This window comes from Streptomyces sp. NPDC006602 (genome assembly GCF_042870385.1).
In the GTDB taxonomy this organism is placed as follows: domain Bacteria; phylum Actinomycetota; class Actinomycetes; order Streptomycetales; family Streptomycetaceae; genus Streptomyces.
Map to the genome: position 1 here is coordinate 181,201 of NZ_JBIAHG010000005.1, position 19,768 is coordinate 200,968.

Below are 19,768 nucleotides of genomic sequence, written 5' to 3' on the forward strand. Positions count from 1 at the left end.
CGCTCTTGATAACATCCGGCCACTTGTGCGAGGGCGGGGGCCCTCGTTGGGGAGGGAACTTCACGTGGGCAGACACGCCCCGAGACGGGGCGGTCGTGCCGCGCTCGTCTCCGCGCTCGCGGTCGCCGTGGCGGCCGGATCCATCACTCTGTTCTCCGGTACGGAGGACGGCGGCGGCGCCGCACAGGCCGCCACCACGGCCGCCGCGGCCGGCACCGCCGAGATCGTCCTGGACGACCCGCGCATCGAGACGCGGCGCAGCGACCGGCTGCTGGCGGCGGGCGAGACCGGCTTCCTGCACCGGCAGGCGGCGGTCGCGGGCCTGCTCTGGACGGACTACGAGGACGGCAGCACCGTCACCGTCGAGGGACCGTCCGGGGTCTACAAGCCGACCACCACCAGCTGCTACGACATCTCCGTGCGCTGCGCCTCGGGCGTGTTCGGGCAGGCCGCCGACACGGTGGCACTGCCGGACCGGACCTACGGTGACCCGGTGTCGCTGTGGCGCCCGGACGGCAGCGCCCTGCGGACCGTCGACCTGAGGCAGTCGGCCGGCCGCGTGGGCACGTACGGCGAGACGACCGTCACGGTCGAGTCGAACGGCGTCGTCGACGGCACAACGCTGGAGGGCTACTGGCTGCACCTCGTCGACCTCGTCGACGGCAAGCAGCGCGACCGCCTGGTCACCGGTTTCCCGGCCGACGGGTACCCGGCTTGGGGCACCGCGCGGACCGGCGACGAGAACGGCTCCCTGCTGGCCTACCGCGTCCGCGACGAGAACGGTGACCTGTCGTCGTCGTACACCGTCGGCTACCTGGACTTCGCCACCGCGCAGCTCACCCCGGTCTTCTCCGGCCTGGAGGCGCTGCCGGAGCTCGTGCTCACCGACGACCGCGTCGGCTGGTACACGCAGGCCGCCGGCCTGCACCTCAAGCCGCGCGCCGACCTCACCGCCGAGGAGACGGTCCCGGTGGCCGGCGAGGAGACCACCGTCTCCCCCGTTCCCGTCCTCGTCGGCAACTGGCTGGTTTTGACCGGCGCCCCCGGTGTCAAGGGCGTCTCCCTGACCGACGGCACCACCAAGACCTTGCTGCCCGCTTCGTACGGCACCCCGCTGGCCACCCCCGACGGCGGCGCCCTCGTCACCGGCGGCACCACCGCGGCCGACTGGTGGGTACAGCGCGTTTACGTGGGCCCCGACGGCACCCCGCAGCTGAAGAAGCTGACCAAGGTCCCCCCGTACGAGAACGCCAAGACCGGGCTCGCGCTCAGCCGCGGCAGCCTGCGCGTCGCGGAGGACAACCCGAGCGGCGGCTCGGACACCTCGTCCGTCCGTACGCTCACCACGAACGGCAGCACCGAGCTGACCCCGTCCGCAGCCACGGAGAGCTCTCAGGTCTACGCGACGTGCCCGTACGCGAACACGACCTGCTCGGCGATGTGGGGCAACTACGGCGACGGTCCCAGGGACGTCTACCTCAACACGTACTCCGACGGCGACGAGGGCGGCAGCGGGCTGGGGAACGCCGACCGGCTGATGTCCATCGGCAACAACTCCCTGGAGTTCTCCACCGAGGGCGGCTCCATCGTCGACGTCTCCGACGACTACGCCGTCTACAACTCGGGCGGCGCCACCCCGGCGCAGTACGTCGGCGAGTTCAACCAGGGACAGAAGCTGAAGCGGACCATACGCGCCGCCGCCCTGAACGGCTCCACTCTGTGGAGTGCCGCCGACACCGGCAAGCTCACCTCCTACAGCCTCAGCGAGGACAAGGCTCTCGCCACGGTGACGGTCCCCTCACTCGGCTGCCTGCCGAGCGAGCTCCAGGCGGCGGGCCGCTGGGTGTACTGGTCCTGCGGGACCGCCTCGGCGGGCGTGTACGACACCAAGGCCGGTACGTCGGTCGCCGTACAGCCCGGTGACGTGCTGCTCGGCGACGGCTTCACCGTCCGCCACGACCACGAGGGCGACCGGCTGGTCCTCTCCGACGCGGCCACCGGCACCACCCGCGTGATCGCCTCCGGCCTGCCCGACAGCGGGCTCGCTGTGGACCGCCGCTACCGGTGGACGGTCGACGAGTACACGGGCCTGGTCGCCTGGTTCGACTCGTTCGAGCAGACGCACGTCGCCACGACCGGCGTCACGCCGTCCGCTCCGACGGCCTTCGAGACGGAGGCCGCCAACTACGTCTCACCGACCTCCTCGTCCACCGCCTGGACCGGCCACTGGCTCCTGTCCCGCCCCGTCACGTCCTGGTCCCTCACCTTCACCTCGGTCCAGAGCGGCGCGACCGGCCGGACAACCCGCACGATCACCGGCGCGGCGGCCTCGGCCTGGGTGTCGGCGAACTGGAACGGCAAGACGGCGAGCGGCGGTTACTTCGCCAACGGCTGGTTCACCTGGACGCTGAAGGCAACCGGCCTGGGCACCTCGGTCCCGGTCACGGTGAAGTCCGGTGAGGGCTTTCTGACCCGGGGCGCGCCCGTACTCCGCGACTTCACCAGCCCCGACGGCCCGGACGGCCGCGGCGACCTGCTCACCCTGAACTCCTCCGGCGGCCTGACGTTCCACAGCGGCACCGGAACGGGCAGGTTCAGTGAGAAGACGACCGGCACGGGCTGGGCGACTTCGGTGAAGGCGATCCCCTTCGGGGACCTGAGCGGTGACCGCTGCAACGACGTCCTCGTCCGCTACAGCAGCGGAGCGCTCCGCCTGTACAAGCCGGGCTGCAACACCGCGGTCAAGCCGTCGACGTCGTACACGACTCTCTCGAGCAGCGGCTGGACGCAGTACGACGTCCTGACCGCACCCGGTGACGTCAGCGGCGACGGCCGCCCGGACCTGATCGCCCGCAACACGTCCACCGGCACGGTCTACCTCTACAAGGGCACCAGCACCGGCAAGCTCTCCGCGCGCGTGAAGCTCTACGACAACTGGAAGACGTACAAGAAGATCGTCGGCGTCGGCGACCTCAACGGCGACGGCATCGGCGACCTCCTCGCCCAGGACAAGGCCAACACCCTCTACCGCTACTACGGCAAGGGCAACGGCACCTTCTCCGCCCGCACCAAGCTGTTCGCGAACTGGGGTGGCTCGTACAACGTGATCGTCGGCGTCGGCGACATCACCGACGACGGCAAGGCCGACATCGTCTCCCGTGACACCAGCGGCAACGTCTGGCGCAACAGCGGCGACGGCAAGGGGTCGTTCGGGGCACGGGCGAAGATCGCCACCGGCTGGCAGGGCTACAAGGGTCTTTCCTAGACGGGACGTTCAGATGCGCAGATGGGTTCTGGCCGCGTTCGTGGCCGCAGGCCTGACGGTGGGCACGCTGCTCGGGGGCAACGGGCTGCTCTGGGTGATCTGACGGACCGCCCGCGTCCGGCAACAGACCCGCTTGCTAACATCCGCTCACTTGTGCGAGGGCGTGCGCCCTCGCGGGGAGGAACAACACACGTGGGCAGATACGCCCTGTCGCGCCGCCGTCTCGCGGTCGCGATCTCCTCTGTGGCACTCGCCGTGGCGGGCGGCGCCGTTCTTCCGACGGCGGCCGTCGCGGCGCCGGTCGCCCCCTGGGCGACGGCCACCGCCATCACCGGCACCGACGTCGACGCCTCCGTGCTCGACGTCGTCACCGCCGCCGACGGCTCGGCCGTCGCGCTGTGGAACCAGTTCGCGAGCACCAGCAGCAACGAGCGCAAGCTGTACGCCGCCGTACGGGCCGCGGGCAGCGACGCGTGGGGGACGCCGACGCTGCTGGCGACGACCCCGACCGAGGCCGGCAGCGCCGAACTGCACGCCTCCGCGGACGGCACGGTCACCGCCCTGTGGGTGGAGATGCCGGACGCGCCCTCACCCGGGACCGGCCCCTTCGACATCCGGCTCGTCAGCTCCGTGCTCGCCGCCGACCGGTCCGCCTGGTCCGCGCCCGTCGAGCTCGTCGGCACCGACGCGGCCTGGGGCGACGCCGGCATCGACGTCGCCGAGGCACCCGACGGCACGCTCACTGCGGCCTGGGGCACCCGGACGAACTCCGGTGCCACGAACGAGGTCTACGCCGCCACCCGCGGCGGCGACGGCACCTGGTCGGTGCCCGTGCAGGTCAGCACCGCGGCCACGGAGGGGGCGGACTCGGCGTCGAACCCAAGCGTCGTGATCACCTCCGACGGCACGGCGGTCGTCGTCTACAGGCAACGGGTCGGTCCGTCCGCCTCGCTGCGCGCGGTCTCCCGTGCGGCCGGCGCCGCCGAGTGGAGCGCTCCCGTCGCCGCGACCGGCAGCTACCAGTCGGTCGGCGACCCCGAGGCGACGGCCTCCGACGACGGCACCCTGACCGTCGCCTGGCAGGGCACCGACGAGTCCGAGAACGGGTCGATCCTCACGGCCACCCGCTCCGCCGACGGCACCTGGTCCGCGCCCGAGACCGTGACCGCCACCGACAACCTCGCCGAGACCCCCGAGCCGCTCATCGCGCCCGACGGCGACGTCACCCTCGTCTGGGTCGACTACACCTCCATGTTCGGCACCCGCACCGCCACCCGGGAGGCCGACACCGGCGCCTGGTCGGCCGTACGGACGCTGTCGACGTCGTACGTCTCCGAGCAGTACGACTCCGCCATCGGCGCCGACGGCACCGTCCACACCCTGTGGACGCAGAGCAGCGGCAGCGGCCGGGTGCTGATGCAGTCCGTCCGCAGCGAGGGCGCGTGGACCACCGCCGCCCAACTGCCCGGCTCCGCCAACGCCTTCGTCCGCGGTCAGGTCAGCGTCGGCGCCGACGGCACCGCCACCGCCGTCTGGTCCGGCGCCGCGAGCGAGAGCAGTGCCGACCGGCTGTACGGCTCCCGGACCGCCTGGCCCGCCCTCGCCGTCAGCGGCTCCACCGTCCCGAGCACGGCCGCGCTCAAGGGCACCACTGCGACCAGCACCGCCTGGGCACCCACCTGGACGCTCAGCCGGCCCACCTCGTCCTGGTCGGTGACGATCAGCGACCGGGCCGGCCGGACGGTCCGTACGCTCACCGGCACGACCGACACCCTGAAGGTCACGGCGAGCTGGAACGGGCGTACGGCGTCCGGCAGTTATGCCCCCAACGGCCCTCTGACCTGGACGTTGCGCGCCACCCAGGAGGGCGCGTCCTCCGCCGTGAAGCTGGCCTCGGGCACGGTCACCGTCACCGGCGGCGCGGCCGTGTTCCGCGACTTCGGCGGCGCCTCCGCCACCCCGGACGGCACCGGCGACCTGCTCACCCTCAACTCCTCAGGGGCCCTGACCTTCCAGTTCGGCAAGGCGTCCACGGGCACCTTCTCGGGCAAGGTCAGCGGGAGCGGCTGGGCGACGTCGGTCAAGGCGGTGCCGATCGGCGACCTGAGCGGGGACCGCTGCAACGACGTCCTGGTGCGGTACAGCAGCGGAGCACTCCGCCTGTACAAGCCGGGTTGCGGCAAGGCGGTCACGCCCTCGACGTCGTACACGACTCTCGGGGCCAGCGGCTGGACCCAGTACGACGTCCTGACCTCCCCCGGCGACGTCAGCGGCGACGGACGCCCGGACCTGATCGCGCGGAACGCGTCGACCGGGGCCGTCTACCTCTACAAGGGCACGAGCACCGGGAAACTGTCGGCGCGCGTGAAGCTCTACGACAACTGGAAGACGTACAAGAAGATCGTGGGCGTCGGCGACCTCAACGGCGACGGCATCGGCGACCTCCTCGCCCAGGACTCGTCCGACAACCTCTACCGCTACAACGGCACCGGCACCGGCACCTTCAAGGCCCGCGTCAAGCTGTTCGGTGCGTGGGGCGGCTCGTACAACGTGGTCGTCGGCGTCGGCGACATCACCGACGACGGCAAGGCCGACCTCGTCTCCCGCGACACCAGCGGCAACGTCTGGCGCAACAGCGGGGACGGCAAGGGGTCGTTCGGGGCCCGGGCGAAGATCGCCACCGGCTGGCAGGGGTACAAGTCCCTCACCTGACCGGCGAGTCGTGCACAGGGCGCCCGGGGTGTGTTCCGCCCCGGGCGCCTTCGCGCTTCTCAGGACACCACAGGCCGCTCCGCACTCGCCTCGCGCGCGGTCCGCGGCAAGGCGCCGGACGTCCCCCGGGTGTTCCTGACGTAGACCACCCCGACCACCGCGAGCAGCGACGCGGCGGAGAGCGTGTACAGGCCGCCGTTCGTGCTGCCGGTCGTGTCCTTGAGGTAGCCGAAGAGCGTGGGGGAGACGAAGCCGCCCAGGTTTCCGAGGGAGTTGACCACGGCGAGCCCCGGTGCGGCGATCTTCAGGTCGAGTCCGGACTGGGCCAGCGGCCAGTACAGGGTGGCCGCGCACTTCCCGCCGACGGCGGCGAGCGTGAGGGCGGCGAGCCCGAACCAGGGGGAGCCCAGGGTGGCGAGGAAGGTGCCCACGGCCGACAGGACCAGGGCGATCGCCAGGTAGGGGCGCCGGTCCGGGGCGCCGTCGGTGAAGTGGCTGACCGTGTACATCGCGATCACGGCGCAGATCCACGGTACGGCCCGTGAGCAGTCCGACCTGGAAGGGCGACAGCCCGCCGATGTCGTCGACGAGGCTCGGCAGCCAGAAGGTGATCGCGTAGCCGGTGAGTGCCATCGCGAAGAAGACGCCGGTCAGCAGGGCCACCTGGGGATGGAACAGGAGCTTGAGCCGCGAGACCTTGGGGGCGCGGCTGCGGGCCTCCTTGTCACGGTCGACCGCCGCGCTCAGCGCCGCCTTCTCCTCCCGCGTGAGCCAGCGGGCGTCCTCGATGCGGGAGACCAGGAAGAACCCGGCGATGAACCCGACGAGGATCGAGAAGGCGCCCTCCAACGCGAACATCCAACGCCAGCCGGCGAATCCGCCCGCCCCGTGCAGTTCGAGCAGTGCCCCGGTGATGGGACCGGTGACGATGTACGCCGTGGCCGAGCCGCCGAGGAAGACCGCGCTCGCCCGGCCGCGGCTGGAGTCGGGCAGCCACTGGGTGAAGTAGAGGAGCACACCGGGGAAGAAGCCGGCCTCCGCGACGCCGAGGAGGAAGCGGAGGGCGTAGAACATCGTGACGTTGTGGATGAAGCACATCGCCACGATCACCAGACCCCAGGTGATCATGATGCGGGTGAGCCAGAGGCGGGCGCCGAACCGCTCCATGAGCATGTTGCTCGGCACCTCGAACAGCGCGTACCCGATGAAGAACAGGCCAGCGCCGAGACCGTACGCGGTGGCACTCACCCCCACATCGGCCCGCAACTCGTCCTGCACGAAACCGACGTTCGTCCGGTCCATCTGGTTGACCAGCAGCATCAGGACCAGGATCGGCAGCATGCGGCGCAGGAACTTGCCCACTGCTCGGCGTTCGGCGTCGGGCGTCACGGCTTCCGACCCGACTTCTGACATCGTTGTCTCCCTCGTGTACACATACGTGAACTGCAATCACGTACACGGGCTCCGAGGGACGTTACGGAGGCCGATCTTCCGGGTCAATGGGTTGCGCACAGGTACATGTACGTGAACCGCCCATCGACCCGGACAGTGTCGGAATCAGGTGCTGTCGTGGGTCTCGTCCGGCGCGACGCCCATCGTGAGGGAGCCGGTGACTCCCTTGGCGATGTTCTTCTTGTTGTACTTCAGCTTGAGGAGACCGCCCTTGGTGCCGCTCTGGTCGTAGATGGTGTCCTCGGTGAGCGTGGTGCGCTCGGTGGTACTGGTGGAGTACGGCTCGACCTCGGCGGAGGCGAGCACGGAGTCCTCGTCGAAGAAGAACTGGCCGGTGTGGCAGGTGTGCCCGCCCTCGTAACCGGCGTCGGTCCACTCGCCGTCCACATGCACCTTGGTGTGGATGTGGACGCAGCGGCCCTGGTACCAGCCCGGGAAGATCGTCTTGAAGGTGACCCGGCCCTGCTTGTCGGTCTTCCAGGTGCCACGCAGATAGCGCTCGTCGTCGGTGGGCTCCTGGTGCCCGCCCCCGGTGCCGCCGGTCGGCGCTCCCGACGGCGGTTCACCCGTCGGGGTGCCGGTGGGCGTGCCCGAGGGGGCGTCGGTCGGGGGTGTGCCGCCGCCTCCGGTCGACATGCTCTCGTATCCGGAGTAGACGCCCAGTGCGTCGCAGTGCCAGATGTCGACGGCCGCGTTGCCGATCGGCTTGCAGGTCTCGGAGTCGATCACCTTGAGGGTGAGGGTGAGCGGGATGCCCTCCTTGTCCTCGGTGATGTCCTGGCGGATCTTGTCGGCGTCGATGTAGTAGGGGCCCTCGGTGGTCTCCGAGGTCAGCTGGTAGCAGACCTCCGCGGTGCTCGACGCGGTCGCGGTCGTCGACGCCGTCGCCGTGGTCTCGTCCGCGGAAGCCGTCATGGCGAGGGCACCGCCCACCCCCACGGCGGCCACCGCCGCGCCGCCCGCCACGACGACCTTCCGACGCGTCAGGTCCTGCTTGTGTTTCGGCCCTTGGGCCTTCTGGTTTCCCGTCATGGGCAGGGAAGTTAGGTAAGGAGGCTGTCAAAGGCGTGGGAGCGGACTGTGGTTTCCCAAGCCAATGCGAAGGGGCTCGAAACCGACGTCGGTTTCGAGCCCCTCGCGAAGCGAACTACTCAGCGAACCACGAAGCAGACCATGAAGCGGACTACTTCGGCTGCGGCTTGCGCACCGACAGGTGCAGCTCCCGCAGCCGCGCCTCCTCCAGCTCCGTCGGCGCACCCATCATCAGGTCCTGGGCGTTGCCGTTGAGCGGGAAGGCGATCGTCTCGCGGATGTTCGGCTCGTCGGCGAGCAGCATGACGATGCGGTCGACGCCGGGGGCGATGCCGCCGTGCGGCGGGGCGCCGAAGCGGAAGGCGCGCAGCATGCCGGCGAACTTCTCCTCGACGGTCTCCCGGTCGTAGCCCGCGATCTCGAAGGCCTTGAGCATGATCTCCGGCTCGTGGTTCCGGATCGCGCCGGAGGACAGCTCGACGCCGTTGCAGACGATGTCGTACTGCCAGCCCAGGATGTCCAGCGGGTCCTGGGTCTCCAGGGCCTCGAGGCCGCCCTGTGGCATGGAGAACGGGTTGTGCGAGAAGTCGATCGCGCCGCTCTCCTCGTCCTTCTCGTACATCGGGAAGTCGACGATCCAGCAGAACCGGAAGACGTTCTCCTCGAAGTGCCCGGCGCGCTTGGCGGCCTCGACCCGCACCGCGCCCATGATCTTCGAGACCTCGTCGAACTCGCCCGCGCCGAAGAACACGGCGTGACCGGCGGCCAGCGACAGCCGCTTGGTCAGCTCGGCGACGTTGTCCTCGGTGAGGAACTTGGCGATCGGGCCGGTCAGCGAGCCGTCCTCCGCCACGCGCACCCAGGCCAGGCCCTTGGCGCCCTGAGAAACGGCGAAGTCACCGAGCTGGTCGAAGAACTTGCGGGGCTGCGCGGAGACGTCCGGCACCGGCAGCGCGCGTACGTGCTTGCCCGCGAAGGCCTTGAACTCCGAGCCCTCGAAGATGTCGGTGATGTCCACCAGCTCCAGCTGGGCCCGCAGGTCCGGCTTGTCGGAGCCGTACCTCAGCATCGCCTCGCGGAACGGGATGCGCGGGAAGGGGGACGTCACATGACGGCCGTTCCCGAACTCCTCGAACAGCTCCGTCATGAGCTTCTCGATCGGCTGGAACACGTCCTCCTGCTCGACGAAGCTCATCTCGACGTCGAGCTGGTAGAACTCGCCCGGCGAGCGGTCCGCGCGGGCGTCCTCGTCACGGAAGCAGGGCGCGATCTGGAAGTAGCGGTCGAAGCCGGAGATCATCAGCAGCTGCTTGAACTGCTGCGGCGCCTGAGGGAGGGCGTAGAACTTGCCGGGGTTCAGCCGGGAGGGGACCACGAAGTCGCGGGCGCCCTCGGGGGAGGTGGCGGACAGGATCGGGGTCGCCATCTCGTTGAAGCCCAGGGCCGTCATCTTGTGGCGGATCGCGGAGATGACCGACGTACGCAGCAGGATGTTGCGGTGCATGCGCTCGCGGCGCAGGTCCAGGAAGCGGTACTCCAGGCGCCGCTCCTCGTTCACGCCGTCCTCGGCGTTGATCGTGAAGGGCAGTGGGGCGGCCGCGCCGAGCAGCTCGACCTCGCCGACCTCGACCTCGATCTCGCCGGTCGGAAGGTCCGGGTTCACGTTCTCGGTTCCACGTGAAACAACCTTGCCGTCTACACGTACCGTCGACTCCTTGGAGACCTTGTCCAGGGCCTCGTACGCGGGGGTGCCAGGGCGGGCGACCAGCTGCGTGATGCCGTAGTGGTCGCGCAGATCGATGAAGAGGATGCCGCCCAGGTCGCGCCGATTGTGCAGCCAGCCGCTCAGCCGGACGTCGGTGCCGACGTCAGAGGCGCGGAGCTCGCCGCAGGTGTGGGACCTGTACCGATGCATCGTCGTTCATCCAGCCTTCGCTGATCGGGGATCTCCGGGGCCCGGTGCCCGGACCTCCCAAGGGTACCGGCCACCCCGGGATCGCCTCCCCACCATTAAGACCGACCGGCAGCCGGGGTGATCAGTGGCACTCTGCGTCCTCCTCTTCTTAGAGTGGGTCAATGCGCACTGGCGAGCCTCTGCCCGCCGTGGGGGAGGTTCTCGCCGCCCTCGCGACCGGCCTGTGGCACTGGAACACCGCCACCGGACTGGTCACGGTCGACGCCGAGGCAGCCCGGCTGCTCGGGCTGCCCGCCGAGGGGACCGTCCTCACGGAAGCCCAGACCCGGGCCCGACTGCACCCCGTCGACTGGAACGAGATCACCGGAGTGATCCAGCTCGCCGTCGCCGAGGACACCCTCGCCGAAGTGCGCGTCCGGATCATGGACGACCAGGGGCAGGTCGTCCGCGTCGCCCGCAGCCGCTCCAAGCCGTCCTTCGACCCGGCGAAGAAGGTCTACGAGCTGATCGGCACCCTCCAGGAGGTCACCGAGCCCAGGCCCGGCACGCCCGCCGGACGCACCGCCGTCACAGGCGACTGGCGCCGCTCCCGCGAGGCCTTCCTGCTGGACGCGGGCCGCGCCCTGGCCGAGGCCCGCTCCACCGCCGAGGTCCTGCGGGTCGCCGCCGGCCTGTCCATGCCCGGGTTCTCCCCGGACGGCCTGGCCGTGTTCGGCGTGGACGGCGACCGCCTGACGATCATCGGCCACCACGGCCACCAGCCCGGCGACGAGGGCCCCTTCTCCCACATGGCCCTCGCCACGGACTACCCGGCCGCCGAGGTCGTCCGCACCGGACGCGCCGTCTACCTCTCCTCCCCCGGCGACTACAAGGCCCGCTACCCCGTCACCTGGCCGCTCGCCCAGCGCTTCGGCCGCCAGTCCTGGGCGTTCCTGCCGTTGACGGTGGCCGGCCACACGATGGGCGCGTGGATGGCGGCCTTCGCGTATCCGGTGGCGTTCACGCCGGACGAACGGTCGGTCCTCACGACGGTGGCCCGCATGCTCGCGCAGGCCCTCTCCCGGGCGGGGGTGGCGGAGTCGGAGCGTGAGCTCACGGACGGCCTCCAGCGCTCGATGCTCCCCACCCTCGGCCCTCAGATACCCGGCATGAGCATCGCCGCGCGGTACGTCCCCACCGGCGGCGGCCTCCAGGTGGGCGGCGACTGGTACGACATGATCCCCCTGCCCAACGGCCGCTTCGCCCTGGTCATCGGCGACGTCCAGGGCCACGACGTGCGCGCGGCGGGCCTGATGGGCCAGCTCCGCATAGCGCTCAGGGCGTACGCCTCTGAGGGCCACCGCCCCGACGCGGTCCTCTCCCGCGCATCCCGCTTCCTGCACGGCATGACGTACGGCGACACCGACGCGGCCGACCCCCGCTTCGCGACCTGCCTCTACGTGGAGGCCGACCCCACGACCGGCATCCTGGACGTCGCCCGCGCCGGCCACCCCGACCCCGCGATCCGCATGGCGGACGGCACGGTGCTGACCCGGCCCACGGCCGGCGGCCTCCCCCTGGGCATCGACCCCGACGCCGACTACCCCACCACCCGGATCGTCCTCGAACCCGGCGAGACCCTGCTGCTGTGCACCGACGGCCTCATCGAGACCGGCGGCCACGACATGGAGACCGGCTGGAAGCGCATCCGCACCATCCTGGAGGACCACGAAGGCGACCTGGAGGGCCTCGCCGACGCCCTGGTCCAGGCCGTGCACGGACCCTCCTCCCACCACACCACCGGCCCGCTGGCCGACCGCCGCGAGGACGACATCGCCGTTCTGCTGCTGTCCCGGCAGGGCGAGGGCGCCGGCGGCCCCGTCGTCGTACGCCCCCGCGTCCGCCGCACGATGCTCTCGGTGGCCCAGGCCGAACCGGAACGGGTGGCGGTGGCCCGTCAGCACCTGCGCGAGCTCCTGCACGATTGGGCCTCGGCGGACCAGGTGGACTCGGCGGTACTGCTCCTCTCCGAGATGCTGACCAACGTCCTCGTCCACACCGACGCCGACGCGCTGCTGCTGGCCGAGGTGCACGGCGAGCCCGGCGGACGCCGGATACGCATCGAGGTCACGGACACCAGCGACGACCTCCCGCACAAGCGCAGACCGGGGGAGCTGGCCTCGTCCGGCCGCGGACTGGTGCTGATGGAGCTGCTCGCGGATGTGTGGGGAGTGGATCCGAGGGGCGAGGGGAAGAGCATCTGGTTCGAGCTGTGCGAACCGACGGGGGAGGCGTCTGCGGACGGGACGTCCTAGAGAAGGTCGGTGTGCAGAATCGATGCATCTGTCCACGTTCGGATGAACGTCCTTGCTATTCACGCGTGTTGGTCCCACGTCTGCCTAGTTTCCGAGGCGGAGGTGATGCTCGATGTACGAGCAGAAGAACACTGCGCCGGAGCAGCCGGCGGGACAGAAGCAGGACGCGATCGAGATCAGTGACTTCGTGTATGCGGCGACGGGGGCGCGGGTACGGAGGCTGACCACGCCGGACGGGACGCACTGGTTCCCGGCCGTCGACGTCTGCAAGCAACTGGGGTACGCACATGTGGGATCCGCGCTGCGAAACGTCGCGGACGCGACCAACTTCGCAAGTGCCGAGAGTGTGCTTCAGAAGCACACTCTCGGCATTCCCGCAGGTCGAGAGTGGCGACGAGACATGAACCTCGTCAACCTCCAAGGCCTGATCCGGTTGGTGAACGGCTGAACAAAGCCGGAGTCCCAGCCCTTCAAGGCGTGGGTCTCCGACGTCATCGCCACTATCCAGCGCGACGGCTCCTACTCTCTGGAACCGTCGCCCGCACCAACCCCCGCCACCGGCGCAGCCACCTACGTCATGCCCAAACAGGTAGCTGACGCGATCGTCCGGCTCGAAGTGAGGAACATCCAGGCCGACGAAATGATGGTGGCCTTCCAGAGGGAGCAAACCGAGCTCCTACGAGAGATGAGCCGCAGCCAGAGCACGATCGCCCGCGATCAGACCACGATGGCCCGCAGCCAACGCATGATCGCCGAGGCGCTGCAGGACATCGCCCAGGCTCTCAGGCACCGCCACCCATATCCGGAGCTGACGCCCCAGCAACTCCTCGCCACCTGGAAGGCGGAGAACCTCGTCTTCACCGATGACATCCACGCAGTGGCCGCCTACTTGGCGCCCGCACTCGTTCGGGGCGAGGCCAGTTACCGCATGGAGGAGATCGCCACTCGTACGGGGCTCTCCCACACCCGCGTCCACGACTGCCTACGCACGCTGCTGAAGCGCGGCTGCATGCGGCAGACGGGCTGCGCTGCGGACGGAGCGCCCATCTACGTACTGCCGTAGCACCCACGCAATGAGACAGGCCCGAAGCCGCAACCCAAACTTGCGGCTTCGGGCCTCGTCGTACCGTATCCGTCTCCTCGGCCCCTACAGGCCGCCCTCGGACATCCCGTGCACGGCGGGGATCGTTCCCAGCCGTCCCTTCTGGAAGTCGTCGAACGCCTGCTGCAGTTCCTCACGGGTGTTCATCACGAACGGCCCGTAGTGCGCCATCGGTTCGCGGATCGGCTGGCCGCCGAGGAGGACGATCTCCAGGTCCGGCGTGTGGGAGTCCTGCTTCTCGTCCGCGCGGACCGTCAGCGAGGAACCCGCACCGAAGACCGCCGTCTGCCCCAGGTGGATCGGACGGCGCTCCGCGCCCACCGCGCCCCGCCCCGCCATCACGTACGCCAGACCGTTGAAGTCCTCGCGCCACGGCAGCGTGATCTCCGCACCCGGCGCCAGCGTCGCGTGGATCATGGTGATCGGCGTGTGCGTGATGCCGGGACCGGCGTGGCCGTCCAGCTCACCGGCGATCACGCGCATCAGGGCACCGCCGTCGTGGGACGTGAGCAGCTGGACGTTGCCGCCGCGGATGTCCTGGTACCTCGGCGCCATCATCTTGTCCTTGGCCGGGAGGTTCACCCACAGCTGGAGGCCGTGGAAGAGTCCGCCGGACATGACCAGCGACTCCGGCGGCGCTTCGATGTGGAGGAGGCCCGAGCCGGCCGTCATCCACTGGGTGTCGCCGTTGGTGATGGTGCCGCCACCGCCGTTGGAGTCCTGGTGGTCGAAGATGCCGTCGACGATGTAGGTGACGGTCTCGAAGCCACGGTGCGGGTGCCAGGGCGTGCCCTTGGGCTCGCCCGGCGCGTACTCCACCTCACCCATCTGGTCCATCATGATGAACGGATCCAGATGGCGGTAGTTGATCCCGGCGAACGCTCGGCGCACCGGGAAGCCCTCGCCCTCGAAACCGCTCGGCGCGGTCGTGACGGCGAGCACGGGACGGGCCACGGCGTCGGCGGGCGCGGCGACGCGGGGCAGCGTCAGCGGGTTCTCGACGGTCACTGCAGGCATGTCGGTACCTCCTTGGTGCGTCCAGTTTAGTTGAGTGTTGAACTTTCTGCCACCCAGAACAGAGAAAGCCCGGAGGGCATTCCCTCCGGGCTCTGGTCGGTAGGCGTCAGCCGTACACCCTGCGCACTCAGCCGTACATCCGGCGCATCGCGAACTCGACCATCTGCTCCACGGCCTTCGCGTCGAAGACCATGCGGTGCTCGCCCTCCATGTCGAGGACGAAGCCGTAGCCGGTGGGGAGCAGGTCGATGACCTCGGCGCCGGTGATGACGAAGTACTTGGACTCCTTGCCCGCGTACCGGCGCAGTTCCTTGAGCGAGGTGAACATGGGGATCACCGGCTGCTGGGTGTTGTGCAGGGCGAGGAAGCCCGGGTTGTCACCGCGCGGGCAGTAGACCTTGGAGGTCGCGAAGACCTGCTGGAAATCCTCGGCGGACAGCTGGCCGGTGGTGAAGGCCCGCACCGCGTCGGCGAGCGAGGGCGGGGACGGCTCGGGGTAGAGCGGCGGCTGCTGGCCGTAGCCGCCGCCGGACATGGGCTGCTGCGGCGGGGCGTACCCCTGCTGTGCACCGACGTTCTGGTCGTAGCCGTACATGGACGCAAGCGTACCGAGAGGACCGGGCCGGGCGGGGCAGTAGTGGGTGCACACTTCCCTGAGCAGTTCACAGGGTTGCCCTCGCAAGGAGACGGACAGGCCATGAGCGGACACCACCACGACGGCGGGATCCACGAGCACGACAGAGGTCTCTCCTACGACCTGCCGGTCCTCGCCCGCCGCCGGATGATCCGGTTGATGGCCGGGGCGAGCCTGGTCCCCTTGGTGGGCTGCAGCTCCGACGAGTCCTCGTCCGCGTCCCCGTCATCCTCGGCGGCCTCCCCCTCCGGAAGCTCCACCGGCGCCTCCTCCTCGTCCTCCGCCGAGTGCGCGACCATCCCCGACGAGACCGCCGGCCCCTTCCCCGGCGACGGCTCGAACGGCGTGAACGTCCTGAAGGAGAGCGGTGTCGTCCGCGGCGACATCACCTCCAGCTTCGGCGACTTCGCGGGCGGCACCGCCGACGGCGTGCCGCTGACCATCACGCTCACCGTCGTGGACGCGGCCTCCGGCTGCGGCACCCCGAAGGCGGGCGCCGCCGTCTACGTCTGGCAGTGCGACCGGGAGGGCAACTACTCCCTGTACTCGGAGGGCGTCACCGAGGAGAACTACCTGCGTGGCGTCCAGGAGACCGACGACAAGGGCCAGGTCACCTTCAGGAGCGTCTTCCCGGGCTGCTACCCGGGCCGCTGGCCGCACATCCACTTCGAGGTGTACGGCAGCCTGGACGACGCCACGGCGGCCACGTCCATCACGAACACCTCGCAGCTCGCCCTTCCTCAGGACGTCTGCGACACGGTGTACACAACGGACGGCTACGGTCAGAGCGTCCCGAACCTCGGACGGCTCTCCCTGGAGGACGACCTCGTCTTCGGCGACGGCCACGAACAGCAGCTGGCGACCGTGACGGGCAGTGTCGAGAAGGGCTACACGGCGACGCTGACGGTCCCGGTGTGACCTGTCACAGATGTCGGATCGGGGTTGCTTCTTATTACCGACGGGTAGCATCATCGTAGCTACTTGTTGGTACGTGAACGAACTAGGTGCGAGGAGCAAGTCCCTCGCCGATCTCTCTACGGAGCCGTCGCCATGGGGCACTACAAGTCGAATCTCCGCGACATCGAGTTCAACCTCTTCGAGGTGCTCGGGCGCGACAAGCTGTACGGCACCGGCCCGTTCGCGGAGATGGACGTCGAGACCGCCAAGAGCATCCTCGAGGAGCTGACCCGCCTCTCGGAGAACGAGCTGGCGGAGTCCTTCGCGGACGCCGACCGCAACCCGCCGGTCTTCGACCCCGAGACGAACACCGCTCCCGTCCCGGAGTCCTTCAAGAAGAGCTACCAGGCCTTCATGGACTCCGAGTACTGGCGGCTCGGCCTGCCCGAGGAGATCGGCGGCACGACCGCCCCGCCGTCGCTGATCTGGTCGTACGCGGAACTGATCCTCGGCGCCAACCCGGCCGTGTGGATGTACTCGTCCGGTCCCGCCTTCGCGGGCATCCTCTTCGACGAGGGCAACGAGACGCAGAAGAAGATCGCGCAGATCGCCGTCGACAAGCAGTGGGGCTCCACCATGGTCCTCACCGAGCCGGACGCCGGCTCGGACGTCGGCGCCGGCCGCACCAAGGCGGTCCAGCAGGAGGACGGCACCTGGCACATCGAGGGCGTCAAGCGCTTCATCACGTCCGGCGAGCACGACATGTCGGAGAACATCTTCCACTACGTCCTCGCCCGCCCCGAGGGCCACGGCCCCGGCACCAAGGGCCTGTCCCTCTTCCTCGTCCCGAAGTACCTCTTCGACTTCGAGACCGGCGAGCTGGGCGAGCGCAACGGCGTGTACGCGACCAACGTCGAGCACAAGATGGGCCTGAAGGCCTCCAACACCTGCGAGATGACCTTCGGCGACCGGCACCCCGCCAAGGGCTGGCTGATCGGCGACAAGCACGACGGCATCCGCCAGATGTTCCGGATCATCGAGTTCGCGCGGATGATGGTCGGCACGAAGGCGATCTCCACGCTGTCGACGGGCTACCTGAACGCGCTGGAGTACGCCAAGGAGCGCGTCCAGGGTCCCGACCTCGCGAACTTCATGGACAAGACCGCGCCCAAGGTCACCATCACGCACCACCCGGACGTACGCCGCGCGCTGATCACGCAGAAGGCGTACGCCGAGGGCATGCGGGCCCTCGTTCTCTACACCGCCTCGATCCAGGACGCGATCGCGGTCAAGGAGGCGAACGGCGAGGACAGCTCGACCGAGCACGCGCTCAACGACCTGCTCCTGCCGATAGTCAAGGGCTACGGCTCCGAGAAGGGCTACGAGCAGCTCGCCCAGTCCCTGCAGACCTTCGGCGGCTCCGGCTTCCTGCAGGAGTACCCGATCGAGCAGTACATCCGCGACGCCAAGATCGACACCCTCTACGAGGGCACGACCGCGATCCAGGGCCAGGACTTCTTCTTCCGGAAGATCGTCCGCAACCAGGGCGCCGCGCTGAACTCGCTCGCCGAGGACATCAAGAAGTTCCTGGCGCTGGGCACGGGCGGCGAGGAGCTGGCCGGCGCCCGCGAGCACCTCGCCAAGGCGGCCGTCGAGCTGGAGGCGATCGTCGGCCTGATGCTGACCGACCTCGCGGCGACCGAGCAGGACGTCAAGAACATCTACAAGGTGGGCCTCAACACCACCCGCCTGCTCATGGCCTCCGGTGACGTGGTCGTCGGCTACCTGCTCCTGAAGGGCGCCGCGATCGCCGCCGAGAAGCTGGAGACGGCCTCTTCCAAGGACGTGGCCTTCTACACCGGCAAGATCGCGGCGGCGAAGTTCTTCGCGGTCAACGTCCTGCCGGGCGTCACCCTGGCCCGCAAGATCGCCGAGGGCGTCGAGCTGGACCTGATGGAGCTGGACGAGGCCGCGTTCTAGGACACATCAGACGAGCCGTACGCAGCTCCACATCGTCCACACGAAGGCCCGCTCCCCATCGTCGGGAGCGGGCCTTCGTACGTCGTTAAGGTGAACCCCATGAGCGCACCCTCCCGCTTCGATCGCGGCCACACCGACGACCTGATGTCCTTCCTCACGGCGAGCCCCTCGCCGTACCACGCGGTGGCCAACGCGGCCGAGCGCCTGGAGAAGGCCGGATTCCGACAGGTCGCGGAGACGGACGCGTGGGACGGGACGACCGGCGGCAGGTACGTGCTGCGCGGTGGGGCAATCGTGGCCTGGTACGTGCCCGAGGGCGCCGAGCCGCACACCCCCTTCCGGATCGTCGGCGCGCACACCGACTCGCCGAACCTGCGGGTCAAGCCGCGGCCCGACACCGGGGCGCACGGGTGGCGGCAGGTCGCCGTGGAGATCTACGGCGGGCCGCTGCTGAACTCCTGGCTGGACCGCGATCTGGGCCTGGCGGGCCGGCTGACGCTGCGGGACGGTTCGACGCGGCTGGTGAACGTCGACCGGCCGCTGCTGCGGGTGCCCCAACTCGCCATCCACCTGGACCGTTCGGTGTCGGCCGAGGGACTCAAGCTCGACAAGCAGCGCCACCTGCAGCCCATCTGGGGGCTGGGCAACGACGTCCGGGACGGCGATCTCATCGCCTTCCTGGAGGAGGAGACCGGGATCGGCGCGGGCGAGGTCACCGGCTGGGACCTGATGACGCACTCCGTGGAACCGCCCGCCTACCTGGGCAGGGACAACGAGCTGCTCGCCGGGCCGCGCATGGACAACCTGCTGTCCGTGCACTCCGGCGTAGCAGCGCTGGCCGCGCTCGCCGGGGGCGACCTGCCGTACATCCCCGTCCTCGCCGCCTTCGACCACGAGGAGAACGGCTCGCAGTCGGACACCGGCGCGGACGGGCCGCTGCTCGGCAGCGTGCTGGAGCGTTCGGTGTTCGCGCGCGGAGGATCGTACGAGGACCGGGCGAGGGCCTTCGCGGGGACCGTCTGTCTGTCCTCCGACACGGGCCACGCGGTCCACCCCAACTACGCGGAGCGGCACGACCCGACACATCACCCGCGCGTCAACGGCGGCCCGATCCTGAAGGTCAACGTCAACAACCGCTACGCCACGGACGGTTCGGGGCGTGCCCTGTTCGCCGCCGCCTGCGAGAAGGCGGACGTGCCGTTCCAGTCCTTCGTCTCCAACAACTCCATGCCGTGCGGCACGACGATCGGCCCGATCACCGCGGCCCGCCACGGCATCATGACCGTCGACATCGGCGTGGCGATCCTGTCGATGCACAGCGCACGGGAGCTGTGCGGCGCCGACGACCCGCACCTGCTGGCGAACTCGCTGGTGGCGTTCCTGGCGGGCTAGCCTCCGGCCTCGAACGGTTCCTTGCGGCATGGGGGTTGACAGCCGGGGTACCCGCAGCCACGGACCGGATCAACCG

13 protein-coding genes and 1 pseudogene are annotated in these 19,768 nt (G+C 69.6%); 8 read left to right on the forward strand and 6 right to left on the reverse strand.

Annotated elements, in window-relative coordinates:
• Positions 1-64 precede the first annotated feature (64 nt).
• Positions 65-3,265, forward strand: a complete 3,201-nt coding sequence (locus tag ACFYO2_RS15910) for an FG-GAP repeat domain-containing protein (RefSeq protein ID WP_388348923.1) — start codon at positions 65-67, stop codon at positions 3,263-3,265.
• A 192-nt stretch (positions 3,266-3,457) separates the two neighbouring features.
• Positions 3,458-5,977, forward strand: a complete 2,520-nt coding sequence (locus ACFYO2_RS15915; RefSeq protein ID WP_388348925.1) for an FG-GAP-like repeat-containing protein — start codon at positions 3,458-3,460, stop codon at positions 5,975-5,977.
• 59 nt (positions 5,978-6,036) lie between these two features.
• On the opposite strand, the gene ACFYO2_RS15920 is transcribed toward ACFYO2_RS15915, so the two are convergent.
• From ACFYO2_RS15920 to aspS, 4 genes and pseudogenes are all read right to left on the reverse strand, one after another.
• Positions 6,037-6,495, reverse strand: a complete 459-nt coding sequence (locus ACFYO2_RS15920; RefSeq protein WP_388348927.1) for a hypothetical protein — start codon at positions 6,493-6,495, stop codon at positions 6,037-6,039.
• Positions 6,496-6,580: 85 nt separating this feature from the next.
• Positions 6,581-7,390, reverse strand: a pseudogene (locus ACFYO2_RS15925) (MFS transporter); the annotation flags it as partial.
• Positions 7,391-7,534: 144 nt separating this feature from the next.
• A complete protein-coding gene (locus ACFYO2_RS15930; protein ID WP_388348929.1) occupies positions 7,535-8,461 on the reverse strand; it encodes an intradiol ring-cleavage dioxygenase in 927 nt (308 codons plus the stop codon).
• Positions 8,462-8,612: 151 nt separating this feature from the next.
• Complete coding sequence (aspS, locus tag ACFYO2_RS15935) at positions 8,613-10,376, reverse strand: aspartate--tRNA ligase (protein ID WP_388348931.1); 1,764 nt, start codon at positions 10,374-10,376, stop codon at positions 8,613-8,615.
• Between the two features lie 161 nt (positions 10,377-10,537).
• On the opposite strand from aspS, the gene ACFYO2_RS15940 reads away from it, so the two are divergent.
• The 3 genes from ACFYO2_RS15940 to ACFYO2_RS15950 all read left to right on the forward strand — a co-directional run bounded on the left by ACFYO2_RS15940 (position 10,538) and on the right by ACFYO2_RS15950 (position 13,733).
• Positions 10,538-12,670, forward strand: a complete 2,133-nt coding sequence (locus ACFYO2_RS15940; protein ID WP_388348933.1) for a SpoIIE family protein phosphatase — start codon at positions 10,538-10,540, stop codon at positions 12,668-12,670.
• A gap of 112 nt (positions 12,671-12,782) precedes the next feature.
• Entirely contained in the window at positions 12,783-13,118 is a 336-nt protein-coding gene (locus ACFYO2_RS15945) for a Bro-N domain-containing protein (protein ID WP_388348935.1), read from the forward strand.
• Positions 13,119-13,247: 129 nt separating this feature from the next.
• On the forward strand, positions 13,248-13,733 hold the full coding sequence (locus ACFYO2_RS15950) for a DNA-binding protein (RefSeq protein ID WP_388348937.1): 486 nt from the start codon (positions 13,248-13,250) through the stop codon (positions 13,731-13,733).
• 84 nt (positions 13,734-13,817) lie between these two features.
• Here the strand turns inward: ACFYO2_RS15950 and ACFYO2_RS15955 are convergent, their stop codons facing one another.
• The gene (locus tag ACFYO2_RS15955; protein WP_388348939.1) at positions 13,818-14,789 is read right to left on the reverse strand and encodes a pirin family protein; all 972 of its coding nucleotides are present in this window, start codon (positions 14,787-14,789) and stop codon (positions 13,818-13,820) included.
• Positions 14,790-14,916: 127 nt separating this feature from the next.
• A complete protein-coding gene (locus ACFYO2_RS15960) occupies positions 14,917-15,384 on the reverse strand; it encodes an SseB family protein (protein WP_388348941.1) in 468 nt (155 codons plus the stop codon).
• A 102-nt stretch (positions 15,385-15,486) separates the two neighbouring features.
• Here ACFYO2_RS15960 and ACFYO2_RS15965 point away from each other — a divergent pair, with 102 nt between their 5' ends.
• From ACFYO2_RS15965 to ACFYO2_RS15975, 3 genes are all read left to right on the forward strand, one after another.
• A complete protein-coding gene (locus ACFYO2_RS15965; protein WP_388348943.1) occupies positions 15,487-16,341 on the forward strand; it encodes an intradiol ring-cleavage dioxygenase in 855 nt (284 codons plus the stop codon).
• Between the two features lie 132 nt (positions 16,342-16,473).
• The gene (locus ACFYO2_RS15970; RefSeq protein WP_388348945.1) at positions 16,474-18,300 is read left to right on the forward strand and encodes an acyl-CoA dehydrogenase; all 1,827 of its coding nucleotides are present in this window, start codon (positions 16,474-16,476) and stop codon (positions 18,298-18,300) included.
• Positions 18,301-18,399: 99 nt separating this feature from the next.
• Positions 18,400-19,692 carry a M18 family aminopeptidase gene (locus tag ACFYO2_RS15975; RefSeq protein WP_388348947.1) on the forward strand — a complete coding sequence of 431 codons (1,293 nt, stop codon included), beginning with the start codon at positions 18,400-18,402 and terminating at the stop codon, positions 19,690-19,692.
• The last annotated feature ends 76 nt before the right edge of the window (positions 19,693-19,768 follow it).

What these genes read in the sequence shown, in the direction of transcription:
- ACFYO2_RS15965 (WP_388348943.1), top strand. Translation starts at nt 15,487, where the DNA reads ATGAGCGGACACCACCACGACGGCGGGATCCACGAGCACGACAGAGGT.
- ACFYO2_RS15940 (WP_388348933.1), top strand. Translation starts at nt 10,538, where the DNA reads ATGCGCACTGGCGAGCCTCTGCCCGCCGTGGGGGAGGTTCTCGCCGCC.
- ACFYO2_RS15950 (WP_388348937.1), top strand. Translation starts at nt 13,248, where the DNA reads ATGCCCAAACAGGTAGCTGACGCGATCGTCCGGCTCGAAGTGAGGAAC.
- ACFYO2_RS15945 (WP_388348935.1), top strand. Translation starts at nt 12,783, where the DNA reads ATGTACGAGCAGAAGAACACTGCGCCGGAGCAGCCGGCGGGACAGAAG.
- ACFYO2_RS15930 (WP_388348929.1), bottom strand. Translation starts at nt 8,461, where the DNA reads ATGACGGGAAACCAGAAGGCCCAAGGGCCGAAACACAAGCAGGACCTG.
- aspS (WP_388348931.1), bottom strand. Translation starts at nt 10,376, where the DNA reads ATGCATCGGTACAGGTCCCACACCTGCGGCGAGCTCCGCGCCTCTGAC.
- ACFYO2_RS15970 (WP_388348945.1), top strand. Translation starts at nt 16,474, where the DNA reads ATGGGGCACTACAAGTCGAATCTCCGCGACATCGAGTTCAACCTCTTC.
- ACFYO2_RS15975 (WP_388348947.1), top strand. Translation starts at nt 18,400, where the DNA reads ATGAGCGCACCCTCCCGCTTCGATCGCGGCCACACCGACGACCTGATG.
- ACFYO2_RS15960 (WP_388348941.1), bottom strand. Translation starts at nt 15,384, where the DNA reads ATGTACGGCTACGACCAGAACGTCGGTGCACAGCAGGGGTACGCCCCG.
- ACFYO2_RS15955 (WP_388348939.1), bottom strand. Translation starts at nt 14,789, where the DNA reads ATGCCTGCAGTGACCGTCGAGAACCCGCTGACGCTGCCCCGCGTCGCC.